We start from the raw sequence: 18,350 nt of genomic DNA, 5'->3' as shown, positions 1-18,350 counted from the left end.
TGTGCCTTTTTGTTAAACTTTAATACACATCTCGCATTAAGCGACCTTCTGCCACAAGTCTTGCAATAATATTATTAAAATCATCAACATAAGGCTCTTTGCCGATTTGTTCGGCAATGTTAATTAATTCTGCATCAATAGCTTTGCTCATTGCTTTGCTTCCGCAAATGTAGAAATAAGCTCCTCGTTGAATTAATGCCCAAACCAATTCTGCCTGTAAAGCTAAAGCATCTTGCACATAAAATTTCTCTGCTTGGTCTCGAGAGAATGCGGTAAATAGCTTCGTTAATGTGCCGTTAGCGAGGTAATTTTCCAGCTCATTTTGATATAAAAAATCCTGTTCTCTATAACGCTCGCCGAAGAATAAATAGCTCTCAATATTTTGATATTGGCTCTCTAAGGCTTGTAAGAATGCGATATGAGGGGCAATACCTGTACCGGAACCAATCATCACAACGGGTGCAGTTAAATTTTCAGGCAAGCGGAAGTTTGGATTTGCTTTTGCAAAAATAGAGATAAAATCACCCGCTTGTAGCTTAGCTAAATAATCGCTTGCTGTGCCTTGATAATCTCTGCCATTGAGTTGGTAATAGACGTGGCGAATACATAAATCAACATAATCGGGGTGCGTTTTGCCACAAGAACTAATTGAATAAGCACGAGCGGATAAGCTAGATAACATCGGCTCTAAATCCGCTAATGTAACGGTTTTTTTCGGATCAAAATCTTGTAGCACGTCTAACAAATCTCGCCCGTATAAATATTGTTCTAGTGCTTTTTTGTTGGAAATTTTCGTTAAGTCTTTCAACGCTTGGCTGCCGCAAATTTTTTGAATATCACGCAGCACATTTTTGCTTAATAAACGTAATTCTTTATTGCGTAGTATATCGAGGGCGTTTGTATCATCAAACCACTCAGCATATTGGTTTAACAACTGTTCAGGCTGGTTTACTTTGATATAAATTAAATCCCCCGCTTGGTAGAAAATACCACTCTCTTTAAGCGACAAACGAAGATGATAAACAGGCGGATTTGAATTGGCTAAATGCTTAATTTCTAGCACTTCGGCTTGATAAGTGGCATCTTCCCCATACACTTGGACCGAAAGCTGATGGGCTAATGGAGCTTCATTAGGCTGAGTTAAAACCTGCTGCACAAGAGGCAACCATTGTTTAAAGATTTCTTGATAATTTAGGTCTGCATCTACCCTTTCAATCACGGCTTGGGCTTGCTTTGCCTGTAATAAGCCATCTAGCTGTTTGCTATAACCGCAGAATTTATCGTAAGTAATATCACCCAGTCCGAAAATGGCATATTTCACATTACAAGCGGTCAGATTTTCCAATTTCTCTGCAAATTCATCGGCATTTTCAGGTGGTTCACCATCTCCAAATGAGCTGGTTAAAATCAGCAATAAGCTATTTGGGTTGAAAGCGGTTAAATCCGTTTCATTAAGGGTGGAAAGGCTCGTTGAGTAGTGATTTAAAAACGGTTGTTGGGCTAACTGTTGGGCAAGTTTCTCTGCGTTGCCAGACTCTGAACCATAAGCGATGTGAATATGGGTAATGAGAGACATAAAAACTCCTCGAAAACAAAAAGGAATAAAAAATTGCGTGTAAAAGAGAGCTTCCTTTACACGCAATCCTAGCTTTTTAATTATTCGCCGTAGAAGTCATCAAAGATTTCTTTTGCTGATTCTACTGCTTCAAAGTTGGTCATTAAATCGTTAATTACACGGCGAACGCTGATGTAGCCTGTAATTTTGCCCGCTTCATCAAACATTGGTTGAACGGTGGTATCAACCACATAAACCACACCGCCTTTACCGCAGTTTGGTACGATACCTGTCCAGATTTTACCGGCTTGGATAGTATCCCACATATCTTTATAAACTTCTTTTGGTACGGCAGGGTGGCGTACAATATTATGTGGTTGTCCAATTAATTCTTCACGGGTAAAACCGGTTAATTTGCAGAAAAGGTCGTTAGCGTAAGTAATCACACCTTGTAAATCGGTGGTTGAAATTACTAAGGTATCTTGTACTGCTTTTAAGATAGCTTCATTTGAAGGAACAATTTGTTCAGCCATTTTAAATCTCCGATTAGATATATTAATGTTGTAATTCATCAGTATCAGAACTGATGAATATAGTTAGCATAATAGATAGCCATTATGATGTAAATTAGAAATAAGGCTAATTACTAAAAAATATCCGACTAAATTAATATGGTTAACATCTTGTTAAATATAGGTTTTTAAGAAGTAAAATTATTTAATTTTTAGTGTTTAATTTTTGTAAAAAATTTATTTGGTTGAATATATTTTGCAATTTAATTAATTTCGCCTACAATCACTTTATTGAATTAATAATATGCAAACTCGAAAGGAAAACTTATGTCCAAACCTCTAAATTTTGTGATGATTTCCCCTCACTTCCCGACCAATTTTGAAACCTTTGCGGTACGTTTACGTGAAGCCGGTTTTAATACGCTTGGAATTGCCGATGCCCCTTATGAATCATTGAGCGAAAATTTGCGTCATTCCCTGACTGAATATTATCGTGTAGATAATATGGAAGATTACGAACAAGTTTATCGTGCAGTCGCTTACTTTGCCCATAAATACGGGCGAATTGACCGCATTGAATCGCACAATGAATATTGGCTCGAATTAGATGCGAAATTGCGTACCGATTTCAACGTCTTTGGTTATAAAACGGACGATATGTTAGCCATTAAAACCAAAGCTCAAATGAAAGAAGTTTTCCGTAAAGCAGGCTTAAAAGTGGCTCAAGGGCGTGTGTTTAAAGATGATGAAGATGCCCGCAAATTAGTAAAACAGCTTAAATTCCCGGTAATCATCAAGCCAAATTCAGGGGTTGGGGCGAGCGATACTTACAAAATCAAAACTGCGGAAGAGCTAGAAGCTTTCTTCGGTTATAAAACGCCAACCGTTGAATATATTATGGAAGAGTTTATTGATGGCGATATTATTACTTTTGATGGTTTAACCGACCACGAAGGCAATATTGTGTTCTACTCTAGCCTAGAATATTCTGAAGCAGTACTAGATACCGTATCTAAAGATGGCGATATGTTCTACTATGTCCCACGTGAAATTTCGCCAAAATTAGTGGAAATGGGCAAAAAATGCGTGGACGCTTTTAACGTAAAAGAACGCTTCTTCCACTTTGAGTTTTTCCGTGTGAAAGGCAGTAAAAAAGAGGAAATCTTACCACTTGAAATCAACTGCCGTCCACCGGGCGGTTTAACCATTGATATGTGGAACTACGCCAACGATTTCGATGTGTTCCGTGAATTTGCCAATATTGTGAAAGAAAACAAATTCTATGCCGATATTCAGCATCCTTGGAACGTAGTGTATATTTCTCGCAAAGCAAACCAAAACTATGTAAACTCAATCGAAGCCGTATGTGAGAAGTTTGCAGGCAATATTATCAGCGTGCAAACCGTACCGGGCGTATTTGCCAAAGTGATGGGCGAGAAAGGCATTTTAGCTCGCACCGAAACAATGGAACAAATGCGTGAAATCGCACAATTCGCACAAGCTAAACAATAAGAGGTGAACTATGCATTTTGAAAAAAGAAGCCACTGGAGTGGCGAATTAGGGCGTGAAATGTCATTCAACGTTTACGGACACGCAGGCAAACCCGTTATTGTTTTTCCGTCATCAGGCGGTAATGAAAATGAATATGGTAACTTTGGTATGATTGAGGCGTGCCGTTCCTTTATTGAACGTGGCTTAATCAAATTTTACACGCCTGATTCTTACGATGCGGAATCTTGGTTATCCAAACATAAATCCGGACACGATATGGCATTAGCCCATAATGCTTACGACCGTTATATTATTCACGAGCTAGTGCCGTTAATCCGCCACGAATCGCAATGGAACGGCACGATGATAGCCACTGGTTGCAGTATGGGAGCATTCCATACCGTAAACTTTGCCCTACGCCACCCGGATCTGTTTGATATTGCCATCGCCTTAAGCGGCGTTTATGACGCACGCTTTTTTAGTGGTGAGTTTTATGGTGATAACGCAGTATATTTTAACTCACCGATTGATTATGTATGGGGTCAAAATGACGATTGGTTCTTAGACCGCTACCGCCAAAATCACTATGTGATTGCAGTCGGACAAGGTGCGTGGGAAGAACAGCATATTGAAGACACCCGCCGATTACAAGAGGCTTTTAACGCAAAAGGTATTGAGGCGTGGTTTGACTATTGGGGCTTTGATATCGACCACGACTGGCCGACTTGGCGTAAACAAATGCCTTATTTCTTAGGAAAATTAGAAGAACAGGGTATTATCTAATTTTATTATTTGTAAACAACTCACTTAGGAGCAAAAAATGAATTTAAAGGCAGTTGCAGTTTCTGCATTAGCAATGAGTAGCGTGGCAATGGCAGATATTGCTGACGTTAAACCAATGGTATTTGAAAGCAAGTTTGATTTCGAAACCACAGTGACCACCTTATCTAACACTTTAAAAGAAAAAGGAATGACGATTTTTGCCGAAATCGATCACCAGGCGGCTGCCAAACAAGCCGGCTTAGAAATGCAACCGGCGACAGTGTTAGTTTATGGTACACCAAAAGCCGGCACGCCATTAATGGTGAAAGATCCGATGTTAGCCTTACAGCTGCCGTTGAAAGTGCTGGTAACTGAGCCGAGTAAAGGTAAAGTAGAGGTAATGCTAAACAGTGCTGAACAAGTAGTTGCACACGCCAATACTCCTTATGCTGATGTGGAAAACAATCTCGCCAAAGCCGAAAAATTGATTAAAGCTACGGTTGCGAAATAACACATTCAAGCGTTAAAAATCCCTCTGCCGAAGAGGGATTTTTACTAATAGCAAGCGGTCAAAATTTATGAAAAGTTTGCAAATAGAAAAGCAGGGGATACCCTGCTTTACTTAGATTAGAAAATCGCTTCTAAACGCACAAAGGTGTGAACAAAGTGTTTACGGTCTTTGTCTTTATCGTTGTAGAAACTAATTTCCGGTTGGATAAAGAGCCAGTTACTCCAAATTGGCTGGCGGTAAGCCACGAATGGCCCCCAATGATTAAATCTTGATAAATCTTTATCTAAACGCCCACCGAAGTTAAGACCATAGCTGATATGCATAAGCGGTTTGAAATTGTGCTGACGATAAATACTGTGTCCCCAGCTTCTCTCTTCATCTACGTCCTTACGATACTCAAAGTGAGTATGGTTCATAATAAATGTAGTTTCGTTTTCGGTATATTTATTTTCCAAATTGGTACGTAAATAGTGCTTACTTTCTGTACCGTAACGATAGATTTGTTCTAGACGAGTGCTAAATTGATTAGTAATTTGCCAATCTTTGCTGATTCTTGCACGCCCATAAATATCACTACCTGAACGAATACCGATATCGAAGTCAGTATCAATACCTAATTCTTTAATGCCATCAGACCAACGCAAACCGATTGACGAGTTAGAGTCACGGGCTTCACGGGAGTTATAATGTTTTTTCGGATCAACATTTTTATATAGTTTACCAACGTGGTTTTTATCGGTTAATTCGTTATCAAGTTCGTCATCACCAAATACCACATTTAGATGTTTTTTTAATACGGGCAATTTGATTTTACCACGAACACGAGGTTTCACCGTAAATTTGTCGTGTTTATCCCAACGGCTGTCTAGTATTACACGTAATGAAGCCGTGCCGGGTTTGTCTGGGTCGGCATCGCCTAACCAATCATTAATATTGTTTGCCCAACGATCCAATGTGTTACTTGCTTTTGTATGTTGCTTATCAACCCAAGTTGGATTATTTTGTTGTGCAGCAGCAAAAACAGGGGCTAGTGCCAGTAAAGAAACAAGGTATTTTGTTCTCATAGTAAGTTCTCCTTTTAAGGTGGCTCCCATCATAATCCAATTTATAAGCTATTACAAAGGAAATTACATCGCAATTTGAGGGAAATAACGTTCGGTTAATTTCACACATTCTGCTAATGAAATAGTGCGAAATTCCGAGAGCGATTGTTGCAATCCTCTTGCCGTTACATCTTGTTCTAAGAGATAACAACGTGGCAAATTTGCAAAAAATTGTGGATTTTTGACCGCTTGTAATACGCCGTCTTGCCATAATACAACGGTGTCATTTTCGGTTATATGATTTAATATACTCAAGGTTTCTTTATCATATTGTGCTTTGGATAGGGTATAAAGCATTCTACTTCCTTAAAAAGTCATTATTTTTTCGGCTTGATTCAGTAATTCGATGATTTCTACTTCTTGGCAGAATTGCATATTAGGCAAAATCCATTTTGCATTATCTAAACCACGAGAACTTACCGATTCTTGGCAAACAAAACATTCTGTTAGGTCGTAAAGGTCTAATAATTTAAATGTTGAGATATGATCTTTTTGCAGAATTTGCTCAGGTTGGTGATTAGCCAGTAAGTTAAACACGCCATCATTGATAAAGCAGATTAAGATCTCCTGCTCATCACAAAACGCACTCGCCGCAAGCAGAGCGTCTAGCCCCTCACGACTTACCGAAGAGCCAAAAGGCGGCTGTGTGAATAAAAAAGCGAGTTTATATTTTTTCATTTTAAAATGTGAGAAGTCTATCGGCTTTTAACACTGCTTGGCTAAATTCTCCCAAGCCTGCAAGGGTAAAACCCTCCGCCACATTTGTGGTGGAAGTGGCGGTAGTTTGTTCATCAACCACGCCTCTGCGTTGAGCGGCAGCAATGCACAAATGCAGCTGCAAGCGGTGCGATTTTGCCAAATTTTTCCACTTTTCGACTAAATTAACTTCATCGCTTGCCGGATTTACCAAGTCATTGGCATTGCTTATCCCTTCTTGAAAAAAGAACACTTGGCAAATATTGTGATGTGCTTGTAACAACTCTTCCGCCACTTGGTAGGCAAGAAATGCCCCCTGCGAGCCGTAAACGGGGGATTTTATCGCTAATACATAATCCATCATTCACTATCCTGCTTGATTTGTCGAATATAGAGATAAACCGTGTGGCGGGAAATATCCAACTTTTCCGCTACTTGGTTAATCGCATCTTTAATATCAAAAATCCCTTTTTCAAACAGCGAAATCACAATCTGGCGATTTTTATTATTGTTAGAAATCGATCTATCCGCCATCACATCATCAATGGTTGTTTGAATGGTTTGAGCCACCAAATCTTCTACCGAACTTGCAAAGGTAACTTCCGCAGCTTCATCTTGCGGCATAATAAAAGAACTTAGAAATTGAGAGGTTGGCACTTCCAGATTGATATTAATACAGAGTAAACCGATAACGTGTTGCTTGCCGTTACGAATCGCAATACTGATCGATTTCATCAGCACACCGCCTTTTGCTTTTGTGAAGTAAGGCTTAGACACACTATCGGTTGCCATATGGTGCAGAGATTTTAAAGCACGGTCTGTAATCGGTGAGCCGATTTTGCGGTTGGTATTGTGTCCGTTGGCAATATAAATAGCGGAATGTTCAAGAAACTCTAATGAATGCAGCACGATTTCGCAATGCTCGCCAATTAAAGCGGCAATGCCATCTACAATCGGGAAGTAAGAAGCCAGAATGGCGTGATCTTCATCGGAAAAAGGCGTGAATTTTTGGGTCATATATAAATTACAAGCGGTTAGTTTTATTACATTTTTTGCAAATCTTATAATAAATCTAACCGCTTGTGTAGGTTCAATGAGAATTGAATGTCAATTATTTCTTAGCGTCTGCCGCTTTGAAATCCAATAATTCAATTTCAAATTTTAAGGTTGAGTTCGCCGGAATTTTGCCTGCCGCACGCTCGCCATAGCCTAATTTTGGTGGCACAACGATTTCCATTTTACCACCTTTTTTCAGCATTGGGATTGCTTCAATCCACGCCGGAATTAATTGATTTAATTGGAATTCAATCGGCTCGCCACGATCGTATGAACTATCAAATACCGTACCATCGGTTAAAGTGCCTTTATAGTGAACTTTAACGGTGTCTTGCGGTTTTGGCGATTCGCCTTCGCCTGCTTTTTCAATTTTGTATAACAAGCCAGAAGAGGTTTCTTTCACACCGGCTTGTTTTTTGTACTCTGCACGGAATTTATCGCCTGCTGAAACAGTGGCTTTCGTTTTTTCTTCGTTAATTTTAGCTTCTTTCGCTGACAAATAAGCATCTAAAGATTTTAACTGTTTTTGTAAATCTTCATCAGTTAATTTGCCTGTTTTCTTTAACGTGTCTTGTACACCCGCTAAAATTTTATCTTGGTTATAAGTAAAAATCTCTTTTTGTGATTCAATCACACCTTCAATGTTTTTACCCATTAACACACCGACTGCATAAGAAGAGTCATCAACAAATTTTGGATCTGCTTTCTCTTGTGCGATTGCATTTGTGGCGAAAAAAGCACCTGCAATAACAGCCGCTAATGATAATTTAGTTTTTAACATAATTTTTCCTTATAAAAATAACTGTTAAGAAAATTTTAGATAGGGTAAAGTGTAATTTCATTTCATACAACCTTTTTTTCATAAAAATGGATAATAATTGTACATTATCGGCAAGAATTACCGAATTAGAAACAAAAGTAGCCTTTCAAGAGATGATTATTGAGGAATTAAATCAATCATTAATTGACCAACAATTCGCAATAGATAAGCTACAAACGCAAATTCGCCACATTGCCGAAAAATTAAAAGGAGCGCAACTCAGCCAAGTTGCCTCACGCTCAGAAGAAACACCTCCGCCACATTATTAATGTGGTGTATTTTTAGTAATTAATATAAATAGGAAAGCAAAAATGAAGATTGGTATTATTGGTGCGATGGCACAGGAAGTTGAAATTTTACGCAAGTTAATGGTTGAGCCAAAAACAACTGAATTAGCAGGCTGTAAAATTTTTGAAGGAAAAATTAACAACACTCGCATTGCGTTATTACAATCCGGCATTGGTAAAGTATCGGCTGCCATCGGCACTACATTACTTATTCAGCTCGCACAACCTGATATGATTATTAACACAGGCTCTGCGGGTGGTTTAGACTCAAACTTAAATGTGGGCGATATTCTTATTTCAACCGAAGTCCGCCATCACGATGTTGATGTAACTGCTTTCGGCTATGAAATCGGGCAACTTCCTGCCAACCCGGCAGCCTTTGAGCCAAACGAACAATTAGTCGAACTTGCCCAAAAAGAAGCGAAAAAAGCTGGTTTTAATGTGGTTTCAGGTTTAATTTGCAGTGGCGATGCTTTTATCAATGGCAAAGAGAAAATTAACGAAATCCGCCAAAACTTCCCAAATGTGGTTGCGGTAGAAATGGAAGCGGCAGCGATTGCACAAGTTTGTAATGGTTTTGGCGTGCCATTTGTGATTGTGAGAGCGGTTTCTGATGTGGCAGATAAAGAATCTCATCTATCATTTGAAGAATTTTTACCTTTAGCGGCAGAAAAATCATCCGCTATTGTGTTGGCAATGTTGAATGATATTGACTAACTAGTTGCAAAACTTTATCAAAAAATGACCGCTTGTTATCGCTATTTGCGGTAATTTTTTGTAAAATCTCGCTAATTTTTTTGCCTACAAGACAAAAATTGTAGGCATTTTCTTTTTTAATTGTTGAGAGTGATATGAGTGCTACCCCGAATATTGGTTTTATCAGCTTAGGCTGTCCTAAAAATTTAGTTGATTCCGAACGTATTTTAACTGAGCTGCGTGCTGATGGTTACAATATTATTCCAAGCTATGAAGATGCTGATTTAGTGATTGTAAACACCTGCGGATTTATTGATTCTGCAGTGCAAGAATCATTAGAAAGCATTGGTGAAGCCTTAGAAGCAAACGGAAAAGTGATCGTTACAGGCTGTTTAGGGGCAAAAGAGAACCAAATCCGTGAAGTTCACCCAAAAGTGTTGGAAATTACAGGTCCGCATAGCTATGAAGCGGTAATGAACCACGTCCATAAATATGTGCCGAAGCCAGAGTTTAACCCTTACACTAGCTTAGTGCCAAAGCAAGGTGTAAAACTTACACCGAAGCATTACGCTTACTTAAAAATTTCAGAGGGCTGCGATCATCGCTGCACATTCTGTATTATTCCATCAATGCGTGGCGATTTGGCAAGCCGCCCTATCGTGCAGGTGTTAGATGAAGCAAAACGCTTGGTAGATGCTGGCGTAAAAGAGTTATTAATTGTCTCGCAAGACACCTCTGCTTACTCGTTAGATCGCAAAAAAGAAGAAGCAACCAAAACGGTATTCTGGAACGGTATGCCGATTAAAAGCAACTTAATCACACTTTGCGAGCAATTAGGCTCAATGGGTGTTTGGGTGCGTTTGCATTACGTTTATCCGTATCCTCACGTTGATGATTTAATCCCACTAATGGCAGCAGGCAAAATTCTGCCGTATTTGGATATTCCACTTCAGCACGCCAGCCCTAAAATTTTAAAAGCAATGAAACGCCCAGGCTCTATTGAAAGAACCCTTGAGCGTATCAAAAAATGGCGTGAAATCTGCCCGGAACTAACGCTGCGTTCAACCTTTATTGTTGGCTTCCCGGGCGAAACAGAGGAAGATTTCCAACTGTTACTCGATTTCTTAAAAGAAGCTCAGCTTGACCGTGTTGGTTGCTTTAAATTCAGCCCAGTTGAAGGGGCTGTAGCAACTGATATGCCAGACCAAGTGCCGGAAGAGGTAAAAGAGGAACGCTTCCACCGCTTTATGCAGTTACAACAACAAATTTCAGCTGAGCGTTTACAAGCCAAAATTGGTAAAACTTTACCTGTTATTATTGATGAAATTGATGAAGAAGGCATTATCGGACGTTCAATGGCTGATGCACCGGAAATTGATGGTGTAGTGTATGTGGATAACCTTGAAAATAAAGAGGTAAGTGTCGGTCAAGTGATTTCCGTAACTATTATCAATGCAGATGAATACGATCTGTGGGGAACCTTGAATTAATAACCAATCTAACTAAAAAATAAATGCTGCTAGATTTGCAATCTAGCAGCATTTTTTAACCGCTTGTATAAACCTTTATATTAACCTAAAGCCACACCACTTAAGCCGATAAAGAAGCCAGCAATGGTTGCACTCATTAAGTTGGCAAGGGTTCCGCCAATCACCGCTTTAAAACCTAAGCGAGCGATGTCTGAACGGCGATTTGGAGCCATACTACCAATACCACCAATTAATACCGCAATGGAGCTGATGTTCGCAAAACCACATAATGCAAAAGTAATAATGGCTTTGGTTTTATCGCTTAGTTGAACTACTGAATCAGGTTGTAGGTATTTTGTAAACTCAAGATAGCCAACGAACTCATTTACTGCTAATTTCATACCAATCATCTGTCCTGCAATATCTGCATCTTCCCAAGGCACGCCAATAATAAAGGCAAGCGGTTGGAACAGATAACCTAAGAGAATTTGTAGTGTTAAATCTTCACGTCCAAACCAGTTACCAATTCCGCCGATAATGCCGTTAAGTAACGCAATGACCGCAATGAAGGCAATTAACATTGCACCAACGTTAATGGCTAAAGATACCCCCGAACTTGCGCCGTTAGCAAGAGCCTCTACTATATTGTTTGGCTTTTCAACTTCAACGCTTTCATCAATTTGATCTAAAATGCGCTCATTTTGTGGATACATTAATTTCGCAAATAACAAACCAGCCGGAGCTGCCATAAATGAGGCTGCAATTAAGTAAGTTAAAGGTACGCCCATTCCTGCATAACCTGCCATTACAGAACCTGCGATGGAGGCTGTTCCGCCCACCATTACCGCAAAGAGTTCTGAATCACTCATTCGGCTGATATAAGGTTTTACCACTAATGGAGCTTCTGTTTGTCCAACAAAAATATTCGCTGCTGCTGACATTGATTCTGCTTGTGAAGTGCCAAGTAATTTTTGCAAGCCACCACCAATAATTTTAATCACCCATTGCATCACACCAATGTAGTAGAGTAATGAAATCAGGGCAGAGAAGAAGATAATAATTGGTAATACTTTGATAGCGAACACAAAGCCAATGCCGCTATTGCTTGGATCAGCTAAGTTACCAAATAAAAATGAAATCCCTTCATTCCCGTAATTGATGACCTTGCTCACGCCATTTGCGGTGGCAAGTAACGCATCACGTCCAGCCGGCACATAAAGAATCAGTGCAGCAAAAGCAATTTGAATGGCTAATGCCCCAAATACCGTTCGCAAATTGATTGCACGTCTATTATTAGAGAGTAAAGCCCCAATACCTAATAGGACAAATATGCCGATAATGCTAATGAATATATCCATAGAGAACTCCGTTAGTAGATAGTAATAATTTTGTTTATGCCGCACTGTTTAGCAAATGCCGCTAGTTTATCTGTTTGCTCAATGCTTGGTACAAAGTGGGCTAAACCCTCTTCGTCCCTTGCTCCTTTAGTATGAACTCGAATAATTTTGAGTAGTACATCTGGATAAGGCTTGAGTAATTGAGCTACTTTCTCAAGCAAATGATAGGCATCATAAAACTCATTAAGGTAAACCAAACGTACTTCTTCCACTTTATCAAGCGGTAATAATTTGGCTAAATTTTGCAAATTACGTGCCAAGTTTTCAGGCTTAATATGATTCACCGTTGGGATTACCTGTTCTGGCACTTTGCCTGCTTGATTTTTTCGATCAAAGCACAGCGTTTGTAAACCTGCTCCATCGCCTTTAAGGTCAAACAGAAATTTATCGGTAACCTCAATTAACGGCTCTGTGGCTTCAAAATCAAAAAAGCCGCTGCTGTCTAAGTAGCAAGTTAAACCTTTTTGGCGAAGAGCTTCAAACAGCGGCACTAATTTTTTGTGATGAATGGTTGGCTCACCCCCCGAGATGGTTACCCCTCGAATAAAAGGCACCGCCTCCATCACTTGATCATATAAGTACTGCAAATTAACCTGTTTTGCTTCCTCCGTATAACGAGGAATCGTTTCCGGATTATGGCAATACAAGCAATTTAGCTTACAGCCTTGTAGAAAAATACTTGTGCGGTTGCCCTGTCCTTCCACATTAGAAAAGGGAATAATGCGGTGCAACGGCACAAAAATATCAGCAAGTGCAGCCATTTTATTATGCCGCATTCACGTTTTCTTCATCACGAAGCTGACGATCGAACACCTTAGCACAATCGTCCGTTCCTGCGCCATACCAAGTGGTATCACGCAATACGGCTTCGCCCTTGCGATAGCGTTCTACCTCGCTTTTCTTCACTAAATAGCCTGTTACTCGAATTAAATCGGTATTTTTCAAATAAGTGGTAATGTAGCGATAACCTTGTTCAAATGAACCATCAATAATATCCACCACAGCATCTAAATGGTCGGTGTAGGTTTGGTCAAACGCAAACAGATCGCCCGTACCCGATGGGAAATATTTATGGAAAGGCGCAGATTGTTTTAAATGTGCCAATAGTGTTGGCTCTTGCCCAACACGAATGCGGTGAGCTGGCGTATTAAGTTTATCTTCTTCGTGGTTGCTTGCCCCAACTTGAGCGTGCAATAAATAGTGATCGTTGGTACGTTCTGCATATACGCCTTTGTGAGCATCATTCACTTCTTGGAGTTTATCCATAATCAAGGTAGCAATTTCATCACCACGCTTGCTTTGCCCAAAGGTCTCGTTTAGGCCTTCTTGTGCTAATAAATGATTGACTGCATCAGCAAGCCCTACAATCGCAAACATTCCCGTGAAATTTGTGCGTTTAATAAAGCCTTCGTGTACTAAGAAACTACTTTCAAAGAAATTACTTTCTTCCACTAAGAATTTATGGCGTTTGTCCATTGTCGAAAGGGCTAATTTCGCTACTTTTGGCAATAGTTCATTCACCATTTCATCAACGCTTGCACAAGCACGCCCTATAGTACCTAAACGTAAACGGGTTAAGGTGTAAGCTCCGCCGCATTCTGGTAAGGCGTTATAACAGCTCGCAATGCCGTATTCATCGCCTAAATCTTGGCGGTAGTAGGCATCATTAGCGAAAGAGGGTTTAGAAACCAGCAAGCAGGCTTTCGCTGCAAGTTCGGCAAATTCACGAGAGGTTTTGGTTTTATCATAACGAATGGTCATATTCGGGGTGGTATTTTCAAGCTCAATCACCGCTTTTAAGATTAAGCGACCAGCTTTGGTGTCATAAGGCCCGATATTAGCGTGGCAGAATGAGTCTGAAATGGTTTTATCGATATGATTTAAGAAACGTTTGATTTTGATGTAATCTTGTTCTTCATCGGTAATAAACGGATCTAACAATTCATCTAAACGCCCGATATAAACAGGGAAAGTGGTAATTGATGGAACGTGTGAGTAGATAATTAATAAGCCATCTAGGGCTTCATCAAGATTAGTTGGTGGCGGTAAATCTAAGAATTTACAACCCTTTTGAATATAAACATTGTAATCAGGCAGAATATAGCGAGGACGGTAAATTGCATAACCTTCGTTCAAATCGCAAATCATCTGATTGTTAATATACGCCCATTCTTCTTCGGTGTAACCAAGTAATTCGACAGGGTTAAATAACCGCTCAGCAATGTTGCCTAAGCTCATCAACTTTTGTTGATAAGTTAAGTTTTTTGCTTTTACTACATCAAGAATATCTTGTAATGAAGCCTGCATAGCCTTCTCCTTTATGTAAAATATCGGGGAGAATTTTACCCAAGCCTAGCTAAAATTACTGTGATTTAGATCACACTTTGTCTTAATATATCCAAAAAGAATAAGGCAAACGATTGCTTGGATTTGCAAAAAATTCACTTTTTATGACCGCTTGTTTCTCACCATAAAATTAAGGTGTAAAATAACATTATGACAACATTTAATATCAAAAAGGAATAAATATAATGGCACATAAACATTTCAATCATCACTATCTGGAAATGCAGGAACATTTTTTATATGTGCCATATTTACACCATCATCGCCGTATTCGTGTATTGTTGCCGAAAGATTATCATCAAGAAAAATGGGAACATTATCCCGTGTTATATATGCACGATGGACAGAATGTGTTTTACAGCAAAGAGTCTTACTCCGGTCATTCGTGGAAAATTATCCCAACTATTAAATCGCAGCAAGAATTGCCGAAAATGATTATTGTCGGTATTGATAATGCGGGCAAAGATCGTTTAGATGAATACGGCCCTTGGAAAACAACTACAGGTTCTACTCCAGAAACCAAAAACGCAGGTGGTTTAGGTGGAGAATATGCAAAATGGGTAGTGGAAAGTGTGAAGCCGTTTATTGATGTTCATTACCGTACCAAACCACAGCGAGAACATACCCTGCTTGCAGGTAGCTCAATGGGGGGCATTATCACTGCTTATATGGGAAGTGCTTACCCTCACATTTTCGGGCATTTAGGCGTGTTCTCGCTTGCCTCTTGGTTTAGCGAGCCCGATTTTCTACGCTTTACGCACCAGCACCCAATCCAACCAAACACTAAAGTGTTTATTCAAGTTGGCACAAATGAAGGCGATGAAATTGATTCACACTTTATCTCTAATATGAATCAAACCTACATTGACTGCTCATTAAACTATTATCAGTCGTTAATTCGGATTGGTGTTCCTTTGGATAACATTTGCCTACGCATTATGGCAAACGAAATCCACCACGAAATGCATTGGGCGGATCATTTTGTGGAGTTTTTGCATTTCTCGCTGTTAAAACGCTAACTAGGCGGTGCTGAACAACAGGATAAAATATGAAACTCAACCGAGCCATTGCCGACCGCATTGTCAGACGCACAATGCAGATTATTCCCAATTCCGTCAATGTGATGGACAGCGAGGGTGTGATTATTGCCTCTGGTGATGCTACTCGCATCGGGCAACGGCACACGGGGGCGGTGTTGGTGTTACGCCAAGATCAAGCGGTCGAAATTGATGAAAATCTTGCAAAACAGTGGCACTACGAGGCAAAAGCAGGCATTAATTTACCATTGCACTATCTCGGCTCTACGGTGGGTGTGGTTGGCATTTCAGGCGAGCCTGCCCAGATCCGCCAATATGCTCAATTAGTCAAAATGGCGGCCGAGCTGATTATGCAGCAAGCTTTTGAGTTAGAGCAGGAACGCTGGCAGCGGCGTTATCGTGAAGAGTTTGTGCGGGCGTTGCTCAACGGCACATTAAGTACGGCAGAAATTCACGAACAAGCGGTCTTTTTTGAGCAAGATTTTGCAAAACCGCTCTCGGTTATACTAATTAAAGTGAATACGCCAACAGCTGAGAAATTACAACACTTGATAGATTTCTTTGAGCATCATTTCCCCACCTTGCTCACAGCGGTAATTAGTTTAGATAAAATCGCCTTACTGAATAATTTATCGAATGATAAATCGCTCATTCGCAATGCGTTAAATAAACTGGCTGACCCCGATATTTCCTTTAAAACGGTGGTTGGGTTGGCGGTTGAGAATTTATCGCAAACCAACATTTCATATCAAACCGCTCGCCACACCCTCAACTATGCTGAGCAGATCCAAAGCCGTAAGCGGATTATCCATTTTGAAGATTTCAAACTGCCTGCTTTGTTACATAGCTTTAGCCACTCTTGGGAGGCAAAAACCTTACTTGTTCCGTTCCAAGCATTGCTGGCTTCAGATAAAAAACAGGTGTTGTTAAAGAGCCTTCGCCATTATTTTTTTGCAAATTGTGATCTGGATCACGCTGCCCAAAAATTGTTTATCCACCCAAATACCCTACGCTATCGGTTAGAGAAGATTGAGCAGATTACTTGCTTATCTTTCAATAACATAGAGCAAAAATTTGTGCTTTACCTCGGTGCAGTTTTAGCGTAAAAATTGTAGAAAAATACAAAACAAGCGATCATTTTTAACAATTTCTTTGCAATTTTATATAAAGATTTTTACCCGCATATCGCCAATAATGAGTCGATTATTCTACAACGAGGAGACTGATTATGTCTGGTATTGCACTTATTCTGACCTTTGTGGTGGCAATCATCATTATGATCTATATGATTGCTAAACTGAAAGTTCACCCTTTCTTAGCGTTAATGTCGATTTCATTGGCGTTAGCTCTTCTAGCTGGCTTACCGCTGGCGAAAATTCCGTCTATTATAGGCGAGGGGTTTAGTAACACCTTCAAAAGTATCGGTATCGTCATCATCTTTGGGGCGATTATTGGTACGATTTTGGAAAAAACAGGGGCAGCTCTGAAACTGGCTGATATGGTGGTAAAAGTGGTAGGGCAAAAACGCCCTGAACTTGCGATGCTGATTATGGGCTGGGTGGTTGGTATCCCTGTCTTCTGCGATAGCGGTTTTGTGGTGTTAAACCCAATCCGTGAAGCGATTCGTAAAAAAATCTTGGCAAATCCGGTTGGAATGGCAGTTGCACTGAGTGCCGGTTTATATGCTGCTCACGTTTTTATTCCTCCGACACCCGGTCCGATTGCAGCTGCGGGTGCAGTAGGATTAAGCAATAACTTATTATTGGTTATCGGAATGGGCGTTGTGGTCTCTATTCCTGTACTGATTGCCAGCTACTTCTTCGCTAAATACATTGGCAAGCAAGTGAGCATTGCCGAAGAAGCGGAAGCGGATAAAGTCATCAGCCAAAGTTATGAAGATTTACTCAAACACTACGGCAAATTACCGAGTGGCTTTTTAAGCCTTGCCCCGATTTTTGTGCCGATTATCTTAATGGCATTAGGTTCTATCGCAAAAATTGCAGGGGTAAGTGGCGATTTTGGCACATTCTTACAGTTTGTCGGAAATCCGATTATTGCTCTTGCAGTGGGTGTGGTGTTTGCTATTTTCCTACTCGCGTCAAGCGGTAAAATGGCAGAGTTTGACAGCTTAACTAACGACACCTTGAAATTAGTCGGCCCAATCCTGTTCATTACCGCCGCAGGTGGGGTGTTAGGTAGTGTGATTACGCAAGCAGGCTTTGTGGATTACATCAAACAAAATGCTCATATTATCAGCACCGCAGGGATTTTCTTCCCGTTCTTGATTTCAGCCATTTTGAAAACCGCACAGGGCAGCTCAACGGTGGCGATTATCACAACAGCGTCTATTATGGGAATGTTCAACGCCCCAGACTCGCTAATGAATGCCTTAGGTTTAACCAGCGAAATGGCGGCAGCTCTAACTGTGATGGCAATTGCCGCAGGTTCAATGTGTGTCTCACACGCCAACGACAGCTATTACTGGGTGGTAACGAACTTTACCAAACTCACGCCACAACAGGGTTATCGTACCCAAACTACGCTAACCTTTATTATGGGCGTGGTGGGTATTCTGACTGTGTATCTTCTCTCATTAGTATTGTTGTAAGGA

The 18,350-nt window shown here is 40.2% G+C and carries 20 protein-coding genes; 9 read left to right on the top strand and 11 right to left on the bottom strand.

Annotation, left to right across the window (positions count from 1 at the left end):
• Positions 1 to 19: 19 nt before the first annotated feature.
• Together ACERCG_RS00800 and ACERCG_RS00795 are read right to left on the bottom strand one after the other, a co-directional pair.
• Entirely contained in the window at positions 20 to 1,576 is a 1,557-nt protein-coding gene (locus ACERCG_RS00800; protein WP_373610197.1) for a sulfite reductase flavoprotein subunit alpha, read from the bottom strand.
• Between the two features lie 80 nt (positions 1,577 to 1,656).
• Positions 1,657 to 2,088, bottom strand: coding sequence for a PAS domain-containing protein (locus tag ACERCG_RS00795; protein ID WP_373610196.1), 432 nt, complete (start codon positions 2,086 to 2,088; stop codon positions 1,657 to 1,659).
• 306 nt (positions 2,089 to 2,394) lie between these two features.
• On the opposite strand from ACERCG_RS00795, the gene ACERCG_RS00790 reads away from it, so the two are divergent.
• The 3 genes from ACERCG_RS00790 to ACERCG_RS00780 are packed head-to-tail and all read left to right on the top strand — an operon-like array spanning position 2,395 to position 4,832.
• Entirely contained in the window at positions 2,395 to 3,579 is a 1,185-nt protein-coding gene (locus ACERCG_RS00790; protein WP_373610195.1) for an acetyl-CoA carboxylase biotin carboxylase subunit family protein, read from the top strand.
• A gap of 10 nt (positions 3,580 to 3,589) precedes the next feature.
• Positions 3,590 to 4,342, top strand: a complete 753-nt coding sequence (locus tag ACERCG_RS00785) for an esterase family protein (RefSeq protein ID WP_373610194.1) — start codon at positions 3,590 to 3,592, stop codon at positions 4,340 to 4,342.
• 37 nt (positions 4,343 to 4,379) lie between these two features.
• On the top strand, positions 4,380 to 4,832 hold the full coding sequence (locus tag ACERCG_RS00780; protein ID WP_373610193.1) for a DUF302 domain-containing protein: 453 nt from the start codon (positions 4,380 to 4,382) through the stop codon (positions 4,830 to 4,832).
• A 116-nt stretch (positions 4,833 to 4,948) separates the two neighbouring features.
• Here the strand turns inward: ACERCG_RS00780 and ACERCG_RS00775 are convergent, their stop codons facing one another.
• The 6 genes from ACERCG_RS00775 to fkpA form a co-directional block, all read right to left on the bottom strand.
• Positions 4,949 to 5,896: a hypothetical protein gene (locus ACERCG_RS00775; RefSeq protein ID WP_373610192.1), complete on the bottom strand. Its 948-nt coding sequence runs from the start codon at positions 5,894 to 5,896 to the stop codon at positions 4,949 to 4,951.
• 63 nt (positions 5,897 to 5,959) lie between these two features.
• The gene (tusB, locus tag ACERCG_RS00770; protein ID WP_373610191.1) at positions 5,960 to 6,232 is read right to left on the bottom strand and encodes a sulfurtransferase complex subunit TusB; all 273 of its coding nucleotides are present in this window, start codon (positions 6,230 to 6,232) and stop codon (positions 5,960 to 5,962) included.
• Positions 6,233 to 6,241: 9 nt separating this feature from the next.
• Positions 6,242 to 6,613: a sulfurtransferase complex subunit TusC gene (gene tusC, locus ACERCG_RS00765; RefSeq protein ID WP_373610190.1), complete on the bottom strand. Its 372-nt coding sequence runs from the start codon at positions 6,611 to 6,613 to the stop codon at positions 6,242 to 6,244.
• Between the two features lies 1 nt (position 6,614).
• Complete coding sequence (gene tusD / locus ACERCG_RS00760; RefSeq protein WP_373610290.1) at positions 6,615 to 6,992, bottom strand: sulfurtransferase complex subunit TusD; 378 nt, start codon at positions 6,990 to 6,992, stop codon at positions 6,615 to 6,617.
• Positions 6,992 to 7,648 carry a transcriptional regulator gene (locus tag ACERCG_RS00755; protein ID WP_373610189.1) on the bottom strand — a complete coding sequence of 219 codons (657 nt, stop codon included), beginning with the start codon at positions 7,646 to 7,648 and terminating at the stop codon, positions 6,992 to 6,994. The genes tusD and ACERCG_RS00755 overlap by 1 nt, the downstream gene beginning before the upstream one ends.
• A gap of 94 nt (positions 7,649 to 7,742) precedes the next feature.
• Positions 7,743 to 8,468: an FKBP-type peptidyl-prolyl cis-trans isomerase gene (gene fkpA, locus ACERCG_RS00750; RefSeq protein WP_373610188.1), complete on the bottom strand. Its 726-nt coding sequence runs from the start codon at positions 8,466 to 8,468 to the stop codon at positions 7,743 to 7,745.
• An 86-nt stretch (positions 8,469 to 8,554) separates the two neighbouring features.
• On the opposite strand from fkpA, the gene ACERCG_RS00745 reads away from it, so the two are divergent.
• The 3 genes from ACERCG_RS00745 (at position 8,555) to rimO (ending at position 10,980) form a co-directional block, all read left to right on the top strand.
• On the top strand, positions 8,555 to 8,776 hold the full coding sequence (locus ACERCG_RS00745; protein ID WP_373610187.1) for a SlyX family protein: 222 nt from the start codon (positions 8,555 to 8,557) through the stop codon (positions 8,774 to 8,776).
• A 42-nt stretch (positions 8,777 to 8,818) separates the two neighbouring features.
• The gene (mtnN, locus tag ACERCG_RS00740) at positions 8,819 to 9,511 is read left to right on the top strand and encodes a 5'-methylthioadenosine/S-adenosylhomocysteine nucleosidase (protein ID WP_373610186.1); all 693 of its coding nucleotides are present in this window, start codon (positions 8,819 to 8,821) and stop codon (positions 9,509 to 9,511) included.
• 134 nt (positions 9,512 to 9,645) lie between these two features.
• Positions 9,646 to 10,980 carry a 30S ribosomal protein S12 methylthiotransferase RimO gene (gene rimO / locus ACERCG_RS00735; protein ID WP_373610185.1) on the top strand — a complete coding sequence of 445 codons (1,335 nt, stop codon included), beginning with the start codon at positions 9,646 to 9,648 and terminating at the stop codon, positions 10,978 to 10,980.
• An 80-nt stretch (positions 10,981 to 11,060) separates the two neighbouring features.
• Here rimO and ACERCG_RS00730 read toward each other — a convergent pair whose 3' ends face one another.
• Genes ACERCG_RS00730 through ACERCG_RS00720 form a run of 3 tightly spaced genes read right to left on the bottom strand, consistent with a single transcriptional unit; the run spans position 11,061 to position 14,663 of the window.
• Positions 11,061 to 12,317 (bottom strand): NupC/NupG family nucleoside CNT transporter, encoded by a 1,257-nt coding sequence (locus ACERCG_RS00730; protein WP_373610184.1) that lies wholly within the window; start codon positions 12,315 to 12,317, stop codon positions 11,061 to 11,063.
• 11 nt (positions 12,318 to 12,328) lie between these two features.
• Complete coding sequence (locus tag ACERCG_RS00725) at positions 12,329 to 13,117, bottom strand: 4Fe-4S cluster-binding domain-containing protein (protein ID WP_373610289.1); 789 nt, start codon at positions 13,115 to 13,117, stop codon at positions 12,329 to 12,331.
• Positions 13,118 to 13,121: 4 nt separating this feature from the next.
• Positions 13,122 to 14,663, bottom strand: coding sequence for a YjjI family glycine radical enzyme (locus tag ACERCG_RS00720; RefSeq protein WP_373610183.1), 1,542 nt, complete (start codon positions 14,661 to 14,663; stop codon positions 13,122 to 13,124).
• Between the two features lie 224 nt (positions 14,664 to 14,887).
• On the opposite strand from ACERCG_RS00720, the gene ACERCG_RS00715 reads away from it, so the two are divergent.
• From ACERCG_RS00715 to ACERCG_RS00705, 3 genes are all read left to right on the top strand, one after another.
• Entirely contained in the window at positions 14,888 to 15,721 is an 834-nt protein-coding gene (locus ACERCG_RS00715) for an alpha/beta hydrolase (RefSeq protein ID WP_373610182.1), read from the top strand.
• 29 nt (positions 15,722 to 15,750) lie between these two features.
• Positions 15,751 to 16,845 carry a CdaR family transcriptional regulator gene (locus ACERCG_RS00710; protein ID WP_373610181.1) on the top strand — a complete coding sequence of 365 codons (1,095 nt, stop codon included), beginning with the start codon at positions 15,751 to 15,753 and terminating at the stop codon, positions 16,843 to 16,845.
• A 122-nt stretch (positions 16,846 to 16,967) separates the two neighbouring features.
• Positions 16,968 to 18,347 carry a GntP family permease gene (locus tag ACERCG_RS00705; protein ID WP_373610180.1) on the top strand — a complete coding sequence of 460 codons (1,380 nt, stop codon included), beginning with the start codon at positions 16,968 to 16,970 and terminating at the stop codon, positions 18,345 to 18,347.
• Positions 18,348 to 18,350: the final 3 nt, after the last annotated feature.

It is taken from the genome of Mannheimia sp. E30BD (assembly GCF_041807785.1).
Classification (GTDB): domain Bacteria; phylum Pseudomonadota; class Gammaproteobacteria; order Enterobacterales; family Pasteurellaceae; genus Mannheimia.
The sequence above is the reverse complement of the archived record's forward strand: the minus strand, read 5'-3'. Positions and strand labels throughout refer to the sequence as shown.